The 16,945-nt window shown below is 33.4% G+C and carries 11 protein-coding genes; 3 read left to right on the forward strand and 8 right to left on the reverse strand.

What is annotated here, in order from left to right; genetic code table 11:
- Positions 1 to 936, reverse strand: a complete 936-nt coding sequence (locus KFZ70_RS14460) for an MlaD family protein (protein ID WP_139694987.1) — start codon at positions 934 to 936, stop codon at positions 1 to 3.
- A 50-nt stretch (positions 937 to 986) separates the two neighbouring features.
- Positions 987 to 2,087, reverse strand: coding sequence for an N-acetylmuramoyl-L-alanine amidase (locus KFZ70_RS14465; protein WP_139694988.1), 1,101 nt, complete (start codon positions 2,085 to 2,087; stop codon positions 987 to 989).
- 198 nt (positions 2,088 to 2,285) lie between these two features.
- Between KFZ70_RS14465 and KFZ70_RS14470 the strand changes: the two genes are divergently transcribed.
- Together KFZ70_RS14470 and KFZ70_RS14475 are read left to right on the forward strand one after the other, a co-directional pair.
- Entirely contained in the window at positions 2,286 to 5,051 is a 2,766-nt protein-coding gene (locus KFZ70_RS14470) for a putative LPS assembly protein LptD (protein ID WP_139694989.1), read from the forward strand.
- Between the two features lie 33 nt (positions 5,052 to 5,084).
- Positions 5,085 to 5,465 (forward strand): Rid family detoxifying hydrolase, encoded by a 381-nt coding sequence (locus KFZ70_RS14475; RefSeq protein ID WP_139694990.1) that lies wholly within the window; start codon positions 5,085 to 5,087, stop codon positions 5,463 to 5,465.
- Positions 5,466 to 5,472: 7 nt separating this feature from the next.
- On the opposite strand, the gene KFZ70_RS14480 is transcribed toward KFZ70_RS14475, so the two are convergent.
- Positions 5,473 to 6,852, reverse strand: a complete 1,380-nt coding sequence (locus tag KFZ70_RS14480) for a response regulator (RefSeq protein ID WP_139694991.1) — start codon at positions 6,850 to 6,852, stop codon at positions 5,473 to 5,475.
- Positions 6,853 to 7,022: 170 nt separating this feature from the next.
- Between KFZ70_RS14480 and KFZ70_RS14485 the strand changes: the two genes are divergently transcribed.
- Positions 7,023 to 8,063 carry a GMP reductase gene (locus tag KFZ70_RS14485; RefSeq protein WP_139694992.1) on the forward strand — a complete coding sequence of 347 codons (1,041 nt, stop codon included), beginning with the start codon at positions 7,023 to 7,025 and terminating at the stop codon, positions 8,061 to 8,063.
- Between the two features lie 9 nt (positions 8,064 to 8,072).
- On the opposite strand, the gene KFZ70_RS14490 is transcribed toward KFZ70_RS14485, so the two are convergent.
- The 5 genes from KFZ70_RS14490 to KFZ70_RS14510 form a co-directional block, all read right to left on the reverse strand.
- The gene (locus tag KFZ70_RS14490) at positions 8,073 to 9,272 is read right to left on the reverse strand and encodes an ABC transporter ATP-binding protein (protein WP_233243988.1); all 1,200 of its coding nucleotides are present in this window, start codon (positions 9,270 to 9,272) and stop codon (positions 8,073 to 8,075) included.
- A gap of 47 nt (positions 9,273 to 9,319) precedes the next feature.
- Positions 9,320 to 10,180, reverse strand: a complete 861-nt coding sequence (locus KFZ70_RS14495; RefSeq protein ID WP_139694994.1) for an N-acetylglucosamine kinase — start codon at positions 10,178 to 10,180, stop codon at positions 9,320 to 9,322.
- Positions 10,181 to 10,262: 82 nt separating this feature from the next.
- Positions 10,263 to 11,267: a type I glyceraldehyde-3-phosphate dehydrogenase gene (gap, locus tag KFZ70_RS14500; RefSeq protein WP_139694995.1), complete on the reverse strand. Its 1,005-nt coding sequence runs from the start codon at positions 11,265 to 11,267 to the stop codon at positions 10,263 to 10,265.
- A gap of 17 nt (positions 11,268 to 11,284) precedes the next feature.
- Entirely contained in the window at positions 11,285 to 12,271 is a 987-nt protein-coding gene (gene pfkA / locus KFZ70_RS14505; RefSeq protein ID WP_139694996.1) for a 6-phosphofructokinase, read from the reverse strand.
- Positions 12,272 to 12,414: 143 nt separating this feature from the next.
- Positions 12,415 to 16,809 (reverse strand): translocation/assembly module TamB domain-containing protein, encoded by a 4,395-nt coding sequence (locus KFZ70_RS14510; protein WP_139694997.1) that lies wholly within the window; start codon positions 16,807 to 16,809, stop codon positions 12,415 to 12,417.
- Between the last annotated feature and the right edge of the window lie 136 nt (positions 16,810 to 16,945).

Here is a 16,945-nt window from a genome sequence, read left to right on the forward strand (position 1 = left end):
TTATTCAGTTTCTTCACCCTCTTGATATGGAATTTCTTTTTTTGAAAGAATTCTAAAATATCGTTTTGGATGTAATTTTATATCACGTAATAAGGCCTCAAGTTCTTGACTAGCCCCTTGAAGATTATTATAAAGCGCCTCATCTTTAAGTAATTTACCCATTGAGCCCTCACCTTTCTCCATACCAGCCAAAACACTATTTAAGGTTTGAAGCGTCTTATTTAATGAGGTAACCGTTTGGCCAATTTCTGCATTTTTTAATTCTTCTGACAATGCCGCCAAATCAGCACTTGTGTTTTTAAAATTCTCAAGAATGGCAGCAATATTCTCATCATTTTTATTGAGCAAACCATTCACTGAATTAGAGGTATACTTTAACGATTTTAAGGCTCCATTTAACTCTGCGATGGTAGCCTTTAACCCTTTTTCAGAATTGTCTTTCACTAACTCATTCATACTTATTAAAAGCGTATCTGTTGCTCTTAATGTAGAATTTAATTCACTACTAATACCCGAAAAATTCTTAGACAAACTAGTTACCAAACCAGGCTCTACGTAAGATTGTATAACATCGCCTGACTGAGCAATTTCTCCATCATTTTCAACAAGGATGGCTAAAGCGCTCCCTCCCATAAGTCCCGTTTCGTAAAGTTTAACCCTACTGTTTTTTGAAAATTTTAATTGACTGTTTACAGCAAAAGTCACCCTTGTTTTACCAGAGTCATAGTCATAGGCAATATCCTTAATTTTACCAACCACATTACCTTTAACCGTCACCGCCGAGGACTTGGAAAGTGCATTATATTCAAACTCTGTATAATATATATTTGAAGAATCTAGTAAATTTTGACCTTTTAAATAATTAAACCCAACTATAAAAAGTGCGATGCCTAATATAACTAGAATACCTGTTTTAACTTCTCTTGTTACTTTCAAAATAGCTTAATTTGAAAAGCAAATTTAATATAAATTTGAAAAGAACACGCTTAATTTGCAACTGATTTTAACGCCTCGGTCAATGCTATTTTATGACCATCTTTAAAAGCAACGATAAAACAGGACGTATAACCTTTTTGTTTTGCCTCTTGTTCAAGCTGCTTTATCATGGAATAATTTGAAGTGTTTCCATAAAAATACTTATATAAATTACCTTGCTTCTCTTTAGATACACCTTGTAACCCCTTAAAGTTAAAAGGTGCTGTATCTATCGATTTTGAACTTGCAGCAATTTGTACTTTAAACGTAATGTTTGTGTTTATAGCAGACTCTGATGCTTTATTAGTCATTAAGGCCAAATTACCCACATTGGAATCTATACTTTTCTTATACTCTAAAACAGCATCAGCAATAGATTTTGATATTTGCTGTTGCCCTTTTTTAGAATTTAAATAAGCTCCTTCTTTTTTATACGTTAAAAACCCTGTTTCTACCAAAACACTTGGCATCACTGTTTGATGCAATACTATGAAGCCCGCCTGCTTAACGCCTCTATTCTTCCTTTTTAAAGTATTGGTAAACTTATCTTGTATTAAACTGGCCAACATAATACTTTGATCTAAATATTCTTCTTGGCTTAAAAGGATACTCATTACCGATTCTGGTGAATTAGGATCAAAACCAGCATAATTTTCCTCATAATTATCCTCCATAAAAATTACAGAATTCTCTTTTTTTGCAACCTCAAAATTAGTTTTATTCCGATGGGTTCCTAAAACAAAGGTTTCTGTGCCATGGGCTGCAGAATGATGTGAATTACAATGTACCGACACAAACAAATCTGCATTAGCTCTATTGGCTATTTGCCCTCTAACAAATAAATCTATAAATGTATCTGTCTTGCGGGTATAAACTACTTTTATATCAGGATGACTTTCAAGCATCTTACCAACGGCTAAAACCACCTTTAAGGCAATATCCTTTTCTTTAAAACCATTCCCAATATTACCTGGGTCATTTCCACCATGACCAGCATCTAAAACAACTACAAACTTTTTATTGCTAGGCACTTCATTATCAACGGTAACAAATGAAGAGCAAAGTAAAACACTTATTAGAGATACGAAAATGGCTAATTTATACGTTTTCATGAGGTAAATTCTTTTTAGTTTTAAACACTAACTCTCCTAAATCAATACTATTTTATTTTTTTAGAAACATTAACAAGTTGTAATCTATGAACTTAGCGAATAAAAAAACTCGGTCTATCTATCAAACTCTTTGAGAGCTGTTTTTATTTTAATTTTTTAATTGAATATTAAATCAATCACAGAAAAATATATGTAATTTTGGCTTTTCAAAAACCGAGCCATACTTTTACAAAAATACATTTAAAAGCGTTGCACACAAACAACTTTAAAATACTTTTTGCGCTAAGTTTTACAGTGTTTATTAACATGTTAAGCTTCGGTCAAGACATCCCTAAAAAGGAAAAAAAAATAGACCGACTGGTCATAGAGACCCAAGAAAAAGATTCGCTTAGTGTTACTTCTGATAGTCTTGCATTAACTGAAATTTCAGAAAAAAGCCAAGACACTACCATAATTGATACTATCATCCCTAAAAAAGAGCTTTTAGAGAATGTTGTAGATTATCATGCTGACGATTATACCAAATTCAATCAGAAAGAACATAAACTCTACTTATATAATCTGGCCAGAATTGAGTATGGAGACATGAAAATTGAAGCAGGAGATATTACTATTGATTATAATAAGAATACGGTATATGCTAAAGGCATTGTTGATTCTACAGGTGCTTATGAACAAAAACCTGTTTTTTCTCAAGGTAGTAATGTGGTTGAGCCCGATTCTATTCTTTTCAATACTGAGACTAAAAAAGCGCTTATTTATAATTCTCAAACAGAACAAGGAGATGGTACTGTAATTGCATCAATTACAAAAAAAGAGAATGACTCTGTTTACTTTATTAAAAATGCTAAATATACAACTGCCGAAGACCTTGAAGATCCTGATTATTATATAAAGCTTAGAAAAGCAAAGGTGGTACCAGGAAAAAAAATTGTAACAGGTTTAGCCAACATTTTTATATATGATGTACCTACCCCTGTTGGATTGCCTTTTGGTTTTTTTCCACAAAGTGAGACTCAAACCTCGGGTATCATTTTACCTACTTTTGGAGAACAAAATGATCGGGGTTACTTTCTTCAAAATGGAGGATATTATTTTGCTATTAGTGATTATGTAGATTTAACTGCTTTGGGTGATTATTACACCAACGGTAGCTATGCGTTAAGAATGGAAAGTACTTATGCTAAGCGCTATAGGTTTCGAGGTAATTTTGGGTTTAGGTATGAAAACTTAATTGTAAGTGAACGTGGTTTTCCAGACTATGCTAACAGTACCATTTATAATCTTCGATGGTCGCATAGTCAAGACTCAAAGGCTAACCCTAGCTCTAGGTTCTCTGCATCAGTAAACTTAGGTAGTAGCAAATATTATCAATTATCACAAAACAATAGTAATGTTGGTAACCGTTTAAACAACAACTTATCTTCTTCTATATCTTACTCTAAAACATTTTCAGGAGAACCGCAAGTTAATTATAGCCTTACTGCCACCCATTCACAAAACACACAAACTCAGGTTATCAATATGACGCTGCCTACATTTCAAGGTAGTGTTGGCAGAATGTATCCGTTTGCAGCAAAAGATGGTTCAAAAAAAGGAATTTTTCAGAATATAAATTTCCAATATAATGTGCGTGGGGAAAACAGAATTCAAACCACAGATTCTTTATTTTTTAAAAAGGAAATGTTTGATGATGCCAAGGCTGGCTTTCAGCATACCATTCCGTTAACAACCAACTTCAAAGTATTTAAACATTTTAGTATCAGTGCTGGAACTAGTTATAATGAGGTTTGGACCTTTAAAACGATTGAAAAAGCATACAATCCTATTGCCGAAACTGAAGTAGTTACCGACATTAATGGCTTTGATGCCTTTAGAACCTATAATTTTAGCACAAGTTTAGGTACCACCGTTTATGGAATGTTCAATTTTGAAAAAGAAGGAAAAGATTCAAAAATTAAGGCCATAAGGCATGTTATGCGCCCCTCTGTAAGCTATAACATCAATCCGTCATTCAGCAAATACTATGATTCTTATGAGGTTATAGACGCCGATGGCACTACGAGAAGTGAAGTAGAGTACACCCGATTTGAAGGCGGTATTTTTGGAACACCTAACAAAACCTTTTCTAGTAGTGTAGGGCTTTCGCTTTCTAATAATTTTGAAGCCAAAGTAAGAGATAAAGATAGTACGGCTACTGAAGCCAAAAAAATCATACTACTCAACAACTTAAATTTTTCAACAGCTTATAATATTGCCGGAGATTCACTCCAATGGAGCCCTGTAAGAATGAGTGGTGGCACACAGTTTTTTGATAATAAACTGAGTATCAATTTTGGAGCCACTTTAGATCCTTATGCGTTAGACAATAATAACAACAGAATTGATAAATTTAATATTGAGAATGGGGGGAGCCTCTTTAGGTTGACCAGTGGTAACTTAACCGCAAGTTGGTCTCTTTCAAATAAAAACAAGAAAAAGGGTGATGAAGATGATGACAGGTTAGAAGAAAATCTTCGTGGTGGAGGTAGAGCCGATGATTTGTTTGGTGTGTCTGATGATTATTCCAACCAACAAATGGGTAAAAAGAAAGACGATAAAGACAAACCACCCTCTGAGCTTTACAAACATAAAATTCCTTGGAGTTTAAGGCTGGCTTATGCTGTAAACTACTCAAATAACAGAAGGCAAAATGAAATATCGTCGCATTCACTAATGTTTTCTGGTGATATTGAACTCACAGACAAATGGTCTATTGGGGGATCTTCTGGTTATGATTTTAAGAATTTTGGTTTTACACCTACACAACTTCGTTTTGAACGCGATTTAATGAGTTGGCGTATGAATTTTAGCTGGACCCCCTTTGGACCGTGGAAACAATGGAATTTCTTTATAGGTATCAAATCTAGCCTACTTCAAGATTTAAAATACGAAAAGCGCAGACAACAAGACCTTCGTCTTTAATATAAATTGTTTAATCACGTAAATTATTTCTAAATGAAAACAATTATAACCACAGCAAAAGCCCCCGCGCCTATAGGTCCTTACAATCAAGCCGTATTGAGCGGAAACACATTATACACTTCTGGCCAAATAGCTATAAATCCAGAATCTGGGGCATTAGTTTTAGATGACATCACCTCCGAAACCACTCAAGTGATGCACAATATATTGGCTATTCTTGAAGCTGCAGGCATGACCTTTAACCATGTTGTTAAATCTTCTATATTTATTAGTAACATGGATGATTTTGCTGAAATCAACAATGTTTATGGTAGCTTTTTTAATGATGAAATTGCGCCAGCTCGTGAAACAGTTCAAGTAGCTCGATTACCTAAAAATGTTAATGTAGAAATTAGTGTTATTGCTGTAAAATAATACCAAGTTAAGCTGAATTTTTAGCCTTAGCATGTTTTCGTATTAAGGCTTTTAATTTATCTGTTTCAATAGGTTTCGCCAAAAAATCATCAATACCCGCCAGTTTAGCATTTTCTATATCCTGCTCAAAAGCACTAGCGGAAACAGCAACAATGGGCGTACCTTCTATTTTATATTTCTCAGTTTCCCGGATTAATTTAGTAGCCATTAGCCCATCCATATCTGGCATATAGATATCCATAAACACCATATCAAAATCTAAAATCTTATAGAGTTCAAGTGCTTCACGCCCATTTTTAGCGAAGGTACAATCTGCACCTTGACGCTCTAATAAAAACTTAATTACTTTTTGATTTGTTCTATTGTCTTCGGCCACTAAAACCCTAAACTTATTAAGCTCTACAGGTTTACTCTCTACATCAGCTGTTTTAATATTTAAGGTCTTCTTTAACTGCAAACTAAAATAAAATGCAGACCCTTCGTTCTCTTTTGTCTCTAATTTTAATGTACCACCTAATAAGCTTACCAATTTTTGAGAAATGGAAAGCCCCATACCTCCTCCTCTATAATCCTTTATTAAATGGGTATTATAATGTGAGCTTTCATCTTTGGGGGCTTTAAAAATTTGGGTTACTTCATGGTCTCGCATGCCAATTCCAGTATCCTTTACATAAAACGTAACAATTTGATAATCATCAATACCAACAGACTGATCAACAATGACAGACACCTTCCCTGAATGCGTAAATTTAATCGCATTATTTATCAAATTAATTAAAACCTGTTGTATTCTCACCGTATCACCTAGCGTAAAAAACTTATCCTTCTCTTCAGATAAGAACCTATATTCAAAAGCTAATCCTTTATCAAAAGCCTGATATTCAAAAACCTTAAAAAGCTTAGTTAAATCAGCCTTTAAATCCATCGCTTTTAAATTTAATTTAATTTCATCCTTTTCAACCTCTGCATTTGATGTCACCATATTTACCAATTGTAACAAATGCTTAGACGAATACTCGGCAATCTCAATTTGAGCTTGTTGATTCGCATCTAAATCTGTTAACTTTAGCATATTAAGCATTCCTAACACGGTACTAAGTGGTGTTCTAATTTCATAACTCAAATTGGTCATGTATACAGAATTATAATCTAACATTTTTTCCGTAGACTCAAATCCTGCTTTCAATTCCCTAATTCTTAACTCTAAGTTTTTAATTTTAACTTCATTTTTTAATTGGTTTTTTAAGAAATATTGTAATCCAAAAACCTGAATTATAGCCAAAATAAATAAAAACAAGGCGGCACTCTCTGTATATATCTCTTTTTCTAAAAAGGTATAACCTATTAGTAAAATACATGCTATAGAAAGGAATATAAAAAAGGACAATTTCCTTTTAATTTTTATAGATTTTATAAAATTAGGAACCAAATTCACCGATTTCGTTTATATTTTAGGTTAAATAATAACGCATCTAATTTACAAAACTATTTCTTAGCTTATAAACTTCCTACTTCTTTTAAATTTTGGTAATTTTAGACTTCGATTTTTTACAGTATATGAGAATAGAACATGATATAAAATTAGGGTTTAAAGATGTTATGATTCGCCCTAAGCGATCCACTTTAAGAAGCAGATCTGAGGTAGATTTAGAACGCACATTTAACTTTCTCCATAGTCCATTAATTTGGTCTGGCATCCCCATTATGGCAGCCAATATGGATACTGTTGGTACTTTTGATATGGCGCATACCTTTGCAGCGAGAAAGTTATTCACTGCTATTCATAAACACTACTCACTAAAATCATGGACTGAATTCTCTGCAAGTTTATCTCCTGGTATGGAAAATTATATTGCCATTAGTACAGGTATTGGCGGGAATGACTCTAAAAAACTATCAGACATTTTTAATATCAATCCTAATTTTAAATTTATTTGTATTGATGTCGCCAACGGATACTCAGAACATTTTGCAGATTTTGTAAAAAAAACCAGAGACAACTACCCTGATAAAGCCATTATTGCAGGAAATGTGGTTACAGGAGAAATGGTTGAAGAGTTATTGTTATCTGGAGCAGATATTGTAAAAGTGGGTATTGGCCCAGGTTCTGTTTGCACCACGCGTGTAAAAACAGGGGTGGGTTACCCGCAACTTTCGGCAATTATTGAATGTGCTGATGCTGCTCACGGATTAGGAGGACAAATTATAAGTGATGGCGGTTGTTCCTTTCCTGGTGATATAGCCAAAGCCTTTGGTGCTGGAGCAGATTTTGTGATGCTTGGAGGCATGCTTGCTGGGCATGATGAAAGTGGTGGAGAAATGATTAAAAAAAACGGTAAACCCTATCGGAAATTTTATGGTATGAGTTCTGCAACCGCTATGGAAAAGCACGTAGGAGGTGTTGCCGAATATAGAGCGAGCGAAGGAAAAACCGTTGAAGTACCCTACCGAGGTGCCGTAGAACAAACATTACAGGATATTTTAGGCGGTTTAAGAAGCACCTGTACCTATGTTGGAGCGTCACGACTTAAAGAACTGACCAAACGTACCACTTTTATAAGAGTGAATGAACAGGAAAATAGAGTTTATAATGACTAACCATAGTTTTTAAACATTTACAATAGAACCTATAGAACCGCTAGTATTTGTTGTAAGTTGATATATAAATTGCGGTTTTAAATTGGGCTCTTTTCTATGAGATACATATAAGATAGCAGTTTGAGTTTCGCTGGCAATTTTATTAACCAATTCGCAAAATAGAGTTGCATCATGGTCATCTAAATCATTTGTAGGCTCATCCAACACAAGTAGTTTAGGCTGTTTCACCATGGCTCTTGCTATTAATATTAATCGTTGATACCCTTTGGATAATGACAGAAATGGTTGCTTCCTCAATTCATAAAACCCCAAAATATTTAACCACTGCTTCGCAACTAAAATTTCGCGCTCATTAGGATATTTATACAAGCCAATAGAATCATAAAATCCTGAAAGCATCATATTTTCAACTGAGTCTAAACGCCTAAATCCACGTAAATATTCCGAAGAAAAACTCCCAATATGCTTTTTAATATCCCAGATACTTTCCCCACTTCCCTTTTTAAATCCAAACAATGTAATATCCTGCTGATAAGCTTTAGGATTTTCACCCGTTATTAAAGATAATATTGTGGTTTTACCCGATCCGTTTTTTCCAATAAGTTGCCAAAACTCTCCTGATTTAATCTCCCATGAAATATTGTTTAGAACACAACGCTCCTTATATTTTATGCTGACATTTTTAAACCGCACCAAAGACTCCTCTTTTTTTACATTTTCAGGCTTCGAGTATGGTATTTGAAACCTAAACCTGGACGTATCTGTAGGCTTGCTTTCGTTTTGTAGTTCAACCAAACGATTTTTACCCTCTATCCGATAAACCGTTTCTATAAAAGGTAAAATATCAGACCTTCTAACCGCCAACTGAACCAATGGTATATGGTTTGCTATTTCTGTTAGATTATGTTTTAGCTGTACCTGAGCTTCTGTATCTAAACTATCATAAATATTATCAACAATAAGATACTCTGGGTTTTTAGAAATAATATAATCTAAAAGCGCTTGTTTTCTTTCCCCTTGAGAGGAATGCAACAACGAATTCTTAACCTGAGTTTGAACTAAATAGATATCATGCCTTATTTCTTCTGAAATCAACTTATTAATTGTCTCTTCCGAAAAAATGGCAGGCTTTAAATGCTTAAGACGCGGTAGAACAGCTCCAGAAACTAAACGCTTTACAAATTCAACCTTGTTGTCTTTATTACTCAAATAAAAAGCAACATGGTTCATAGGTATAACAAGTGTAAACTAAAATTCTATAAATCTTTGGTATGAAAAGGAACTAATCCATCAATAGGTCTTCGTTCAAAATTACCTACTTTGAATCCCATTTCTTCTGCCACTTCTTTAATTTCTTTTTGAGCAAAATACGCAATTGATCCGGCAAAGTGAACTGGCACTATTTTTAGTTCTTCTTTATATTGCATAATCATATTTTTCGCAAACAACCTTATACCATCTTTAATCAACTTAATGGTGTATTCTGAATCTTTATGAAGAAACATAAATTCAGCAAAATTGGCTAAATACGCATTAGGGCTGGGTTGTTTATAAAGATTATATTTAATAAAATCAGCATCCATATTAAACTTAGACCCAAAAGCCACTTTTACATTTTCTGGCATGTGATTAAAATAATAATCTCTTATAAGTTGCTTGCCATAATAATTTCCTGAAGCATCATCCATAAGGGTATACCCAAGTGACTTAACACGTTGGTGTAATACTTCACCATCATAATAACTACAGTTTGACCCTGTTCCTAGAATGCATACAACGGCAGCTTCTTTAGGATGATTTATTGTAGCATAAACCGCGGCTAAAGTATCCTCATTAACCTCGATATGGGCATTAACAAAAATTTGTTGTAATACGGTTTCTAGTAATTCGCGTGCGTTATCTGTACCACAACCTGCGCCGTAAAAAAACACGTGGGTTACCTTTTTTCTATTTTCTTTTAATTCTTTACTCTTTGTTATAATCTTATGGAGTTTTTTATCACTTAAAATTGCTGGATTAAGACCTTTAGTCCTAATCTTTTCCATAAGTTTATTTCCGTTATAATCTACAGCTAACCAATCTGATTTTGTAGAACCGCTATCAACTATTAAAACCATACTCTAAGATAAAAAAACTCCACAGTTTATTGTGCTTTAAACACAATATATCTGCGGAGTTAATCATTATTTATTTTTATTTTTATTTCACAGATGCAATGTGTTGTGCTAAGTCAACCAATTTCGTTGAATAACCAAACTCATTATCATACCAAGAAACTAATTTTAAGAAGTTATCATTTAACGCAATACTTGCTCCTGCATCAAATACACTTGTTAGTGATTCAGACACATAGTCTTGAGATACAACAGCTTCTTCAGTATATCCTAAAACTCCGTTTAATGGGCCTTCTGACGCAGCTTTTAAAGCAGCTTTTACTTCATCCCAAGATGCTGATTTTTCAATTCTTACAGTTAAATCAACCACTGATACATCTGGAGTTGGTACTCTAAATGCCATACCTGTTAATTTTCCATTCAATTCAGGAATTACTTTACCTACTGCTTTAGCTGCTCCTGTAGAAGAAGGAATGATATTAGCTAATGCAGATCTACCACCTCTCCAGTCTTTTCTTGAAGGACCATCAACAGTCATTTGAGTAGCTGTAGTTGCATGAACTGTAGTCATTAAACCTTCAACGATACCAAAGTTATCGTTAATTACTTTAGCTAAAGGTGCTAAACAGTTTGTAGTACAAGATGCATTTGATACGATAGTATTTTCAGCTGTAATTTTATCATGGTTAACTCCCATTACAAACATTGGTGCATCTGCAGATGGTGCAGAAATAGCAACTTTCTTAGCCCCTGCAGTAATGTGCTTTTGTGCTCCTTCTAAAGTTGTAAAAATACCAGTACAATCTAAAACAACCTCAGCCCCTACAGCATCCCATTTTAAATCTTCTGGGTTACGCTCAGCAGTAATTCTAATTTCGTTTCCATTTACTACTAAGTTTCCATCTTTAATATCAACAGTACCGTTAAATCTGCCGTGTACAGAATCATATTTTAACAAGTATGCTAAATGCTCAACGTCTAATAAATCGTTGATTCCTACTATTTGGATATCTTCTCTTGAAGCTGCTACTCTAAAAGCAATTCTACCAATTCTACCAAATCCGTTAATTCCAATTTTTAATTTTGACATAATCGTGTTTATAAATGTTAAGTGCTCATGATATCTGAGACACGCAATAATTCTAAATTTATTTTTGTTTTTCCTTTAATAGCATTATCTAAAGGCGTTAATTCCATTTTTCCGTTTTGTAAGCCCACCATATAATTGCTTTGTCCTTCAAGGATGGCTTCCACAGCTTTTACGCCCATTCTACTGGCTAAAACGCGATCAAAACAAGAAGGTGCTCCACCGCGTTGCATATGACCAAGTACTGAAACTCTAACATCATAGCCTTCCATGTTTTCATCAACATAATCTTTTAGTTCAAAAATATTTTTACCTATTTTATCCCCTTCGGCAACAACCACAATACTAGATGTTTTACCTGATTTTCTACTTTTATTTAAAGAATCTACCAATCTATCTAATCCTAAATCTTCTTCAGGAATTAAAATTTCTTCAGCACCACCAGCAATTCCAACATTTAAGGCTATATGCCCTACGTCACGCCCCATTACTTCTATAAAAAATAATCTGTTATGTGAACTTGCTGTATCTCTAATTTTGTCAATAGCATCAACCACTGTGTTTAGAGCTGTATCAAACCCTAAAGTGTGAGAGGTTCCGAAAATATCATTATCAATGGTTCCAGGAATACCCATCACAGGAAAACCAAACTCTTGGTTGAATATAAGTGCTCCTGTAAACGATCCGTCTCCACCAATAACCACTAATCCATCAACTTCCGCATCCATTAAACTTTGGTAAGCTTTTTGTCTTCCCTCCTTAGTTCTGAATTCTTTTGATCGGGCAGACTTTAGCATGGTGCCCCCTTTATTGATAATTCCTCTTACACTTCTGGCATCTAACTCTTTAAAGTCGCCTGTTATAAGGCCTTCGTATCCTTGATAAACGCCGATACATTTTATATTATGATAAGCACAGGTTCTAACAACAGAACGAATGGCTGCATTCATTCCTGGAGAGTCTCCTCCCGAAGTTAAAACGGCTAATTTATTTATTTTTTTTGGCATTAATTTTTTCTTTTAGACGCGTAAAATTACTAAACAAAAACCAAACTTTTATGACATTAATCACTTTTTAATAATACTTTAAACTATAACGTTTTAGTTTTACAAAAAAATGTAACAAACTAGTAATGATGAGGAAAGACGCCTTATTTCTCGGCAGAAGATTTTACTGAAATATATTCTGGAAGCACATTTTCTTTTTCAGACTCTTCATTAGATTGCTCCTGTAAATCGTTGTCATCATTTTTAACAAACAACTTTTTAATAAGTTCTTTAAAGGTATCAAAATCCACATTATAAGAAACTCCTACACCCTGTGTGTACCCTATATCTTCTCCAAAATACCTAATACTGTTCTCCCTGTTGAACACATTTGCTCTTAAATTTCCTTCATCATTAAGCATAAAAGAAATTTCCACATCACCAGCCACTACAGTTTGTGTAGCACTTCTGCCGCCTACGGGCACGCCTACTTTTCCATTAATGGAAACTTTGTCACTTAGTTGTGTTTGCAGTGTTACCCCAAATCGATCATCTGTTTGATAATCAGGCCTGTTTGATCCCGCTTCATAATTTAAACCTATATTAAATTTACTATCACCTCCAGAGAAAATACCATTCACAATACCATTAAGTCTTTCCGCAATGGTCCCTGAAAAATTAATATCATTGAGACCACTTGAAAATGCCCCAGTGGATAACAAAAATAACGCTTGATTCTGTTTATCTTCTTTAGACTGTAATCTATAATTAAGCTCAGACTTAACTGTTGAATTAACATTAGGAAATTCAAAATCAAATTCAGGCTCTGGCTGTTCTAACTCACCTACTAAAGCAATTTGAAGTTCTACTGGAATACTTCTGTTGATTGGAGAATCTAAAAGTGGAGATGGGTTAGCCTGGGTTTTATAAATAGCCAACATATCTATTCTAGCTTTTAAAGGATCACCTTCCCAATTTATGTTTCCTCCTGGTTGTACAATAAACTCTTTTTGTACTAAACCGCCATATGCAAAATTATAAACCCCTTCAAAAACAGAAAAATCGCCCCACATATCAAACTTACCATTGGTATTTATTTCAATAAGCAAACCGCCTCTACCTCTTCCTTTTAGAGAATGCCCTGTAGTTTTATCAATAATAAGTTCTACTTCAGCCTGTTCGGTAACATCTAAATCAAAATCTAATTCTAAACCTTCAATTTCATTAAATGTGAGTTCTATACCTGCGCGCTGCGCTTTTTTCTCTTCTGGAGTTATAAAATGGATAAAACTACTATCACCAAAAGAAGCCGAATCACTTAGAGGTATTTTAAAAACGGTACCACTTCGTGTTGTTCCAGATACGCTAATGACTAATTGCTCTGTGGGTCCCATAATGCTGGCACGACCACCTATAAATGCTGTGCCGTAGTATAGAGACTCTTCTTCTTCCTTAGTATCTAAAATTAACAACCGGTCTGTATTAATATGTAATCCTAAGCCCCATTTTGAAAAGTTATTATGACTTATAAAGCCATCAAGCTCTCCTTTTGAATTGTATTTAGTATCTGTTAACTGAATTTTATTAAAAATAAAGCTTTGCTCCTTTAAGGTTATAGAAGTATCTTCATTAAAATCAAAATCAACATTTAAATAAGGTATTCCCAGCCCTGCCTTTTTTAGTTGCAAATCACCATTAATATCAGGACGCTTTAAGTCACCCTCAACTTTTACAACACCTGTTGCTTCACCTCTAATGTTACTTAATATCCCTGCAAGCAAAGGGTTTAATGGGAATAAATTAAATTTATTAAACTCTAAATCAACATCAATATTAGAATAGTTATTATAAACATTAATATCGCCATGTGCCTTGAACGATTTTGAGTTATCATTCTTAATTTCGGCATCTACTTTATAATTGGTAAGGGTTTCATTTCCTGTTATGGTGGCGTCAAACGAGCCCAACAAAAATTCATTGACTTCCAAATCATCTATTACAATGGTTGAATTTGGCAAATAACTACCATTTTGCTGAACAATATCAAGTTTACCATTTACATTTCCTCCTAGCTTTAAACTATCAATAGTTGGTGTTATTTTTGCTAAATCTACATTAGTAAAGTCTAATTCAAGATCTTTTTGCGTTGAATCTATAACCACTCCTGAAAGTGCGATTTCTTCCTTGTTATGATTTACTTTAAAGGTTTCTATATCAAATTTAGACAATGCTTTATCGAATGAAATTTTATGCTTATCATCATTATTTTCATTGATAAACCATTTGTAATTTTTTATTGTGAAATCTGATTTTTTAAAACCTAAAACCGATTTGTTTTCTTCATTTATAGTGTGATAGAAATTCAAATTATACTGATCTTCCTTGGTCTTACCACCATGAAATTCTGTACGCATAAAAAGAGTATCATTTACGGTAATGTTGATTAGGTTAAAATCTGAAACTTCATAAAAATTAGAATTTAAATCGGCTATTTCAAGATAACTATCAAAAACGGGATTACTATTATCTACCTGTAACTCTATATCATCTGCTAAATAATCAAAAACCTTAATTCTTGGCGACCTAAAGGTTAGCTTAAACTTTTTTGAATCACTTTCAACTCGCCCTTTTATAAAAGTATTTTTTCCCAGTTCAACTTCTGGGTAAAAAACTTCTATAATTTTATTATAAATTTTAAAGTTAAAATTTATATGCTGATCTGTACGTACCTCATGAGGTTTGTAATTTGAATAGGCATAACCAATAGAATTTTCAAACAGCTTTTTTATATCTCTCAAGAAAAAATGCCCGCTTAACTCGCCTTCAACAATATCTGGCGAATTAAACGTTACATACCTAAGACTATCCTGAAATTTTGATCTTATTTCAAAGGCGTCAAATGAATAAGTGTCATTTTCATTCTTATAAACCGTGTTTTTAAACAGTAATCTTCCATAAAAATCATCATAGCTTCCTGCATTCATATTCATATTCACTTTACTTTTGAATATGGATATACTGTCTTTTTTTACAAAATTTAAAGTATTCAAATCGGCATAATCTACTACGGCTTCAAAATCATATTTTTTAACATTATCAGAAAAATCAACCAATCCCGTAAAATTCATTTTTAAATTACGGTCATTGACATTAAGGTTTCCATCAAATATTTTATTCATTATATTACCAGAAACCCTTACGTTTTTGTAATCATACCCGTTATAAACCAATTGAAAAATTTGACCTTTAACTCGAGTATCCAGTTTTTCAGCAGTAAAACCTTTTCCGTTAACATCAAAATTCAACGACCCTATTCCTATTTTTGAATCCCCTAAAAATGTTCCAAAATCAAACGCTTCAAAAATGACATTCCCTTTATAAACGCCATTATCTATATCGTCAATTTTATTAACTTCTAGGGTAGAATCTACAAAACCTAATTCTGTATTTATTTTGATATCGGCAATCACTTTTTGAGATGTTATTTGTGTATTACCCACAATTGAAAATTCTCCAAGTGTTTCAAAAGATGACGGTATAGCATCACCCAATACATTTGGCAGCATGGCTTTTAAATCACGGTAGGTTGAACGAAGCGCCCTGAAATCGCCATTCATGTAAAAATTGTGCGGTTTAGGGTTAAATAAATTTTTAAAATTTAGATTGCCATTTGCGTAAGTACGACTTCCTGAACTTAACTTTAAATTTTGGGCTTCTAAATTATTTAGAGTCCCCGATAAATCAACACTGAACTTGGCTCGCTGATTGGTGCCAAATTCATTATAAAAAATATTTAATTCATCTAATAACAGATTTGAATCTTTAAAACTGGCCTCTATTACTACTTTATCTGTAAAAAATTGAAGATCTTCCCTTTCGTATAAAAATTTTAAATCGCCTTGTAAAACAGAATACGGCGTTTTTAGTTGAAGGTTAGCAAACGTCATATCGTTTAGGGTATATGCAAAATCTGTCATCAAATTTTTCATAACCAAGCCCCTACTTTCCTTAAAGCCCAGGGTGTTTATTCTGGCACTAACGTCACTACCATATATTAAAAAGTTAGTAGCATTAATATTTAAGTCGTCAAACCGTACTAACTGTTCTGTTTGCTTATTTTCATTTGACATGATAAAAATACCATCATAAATAGACACATCACTAGACGATAGTAAGAATTCGCTTTTTCTAGTGCGAGGAGTGTCATCATCAAATCGACTCACAAAAACATCAAGATTAGTTTCTGTGGCTGCTTTATACGTTTTTATATGAAATAACAACCCTTCAACATCAATATCACCAAAAACTAAATCGCCTTTGGCTAAATTTGCAAAACTTAAAACAGAGGTGTTAAGTTCATTGACTGCAATGAGGGTATCTTTTTGGTAATCTTTTATCAAAATCTCTTTTAGCTCTACATCACCATTAAACTGCATGCTCACGCGTTCAATTTTAATATTGGTTTTAAAATCTTCATTAAGCCTTTTGGTAACATAACTTCCAAGCCCCGTTTGTACAAACGGAATGGACAATATAAGCACCAAAATAATGAAGAGCATTAATAAAATGCCTACAATTTTTGATACTATTTTTAGAAGTTTCTTGATAGCTGTTAAAGTTATAAGTTTATTAAGAATAAACTACATTTGCAATTACGAATAAATCATCAATTAAAGATGTTTTTATGTTTTCAAA

Origin of the sequence: Allotamlana fucoidanivorans (genome assembly GCF_045788535.1) — a bacterium.
GTDB lineage: Bacteria > Bacteroidota > Bacteroidia > Flavobacteriales > Flavobacteriaceae > Allotamlana > Allotamlana fucoidanivorans.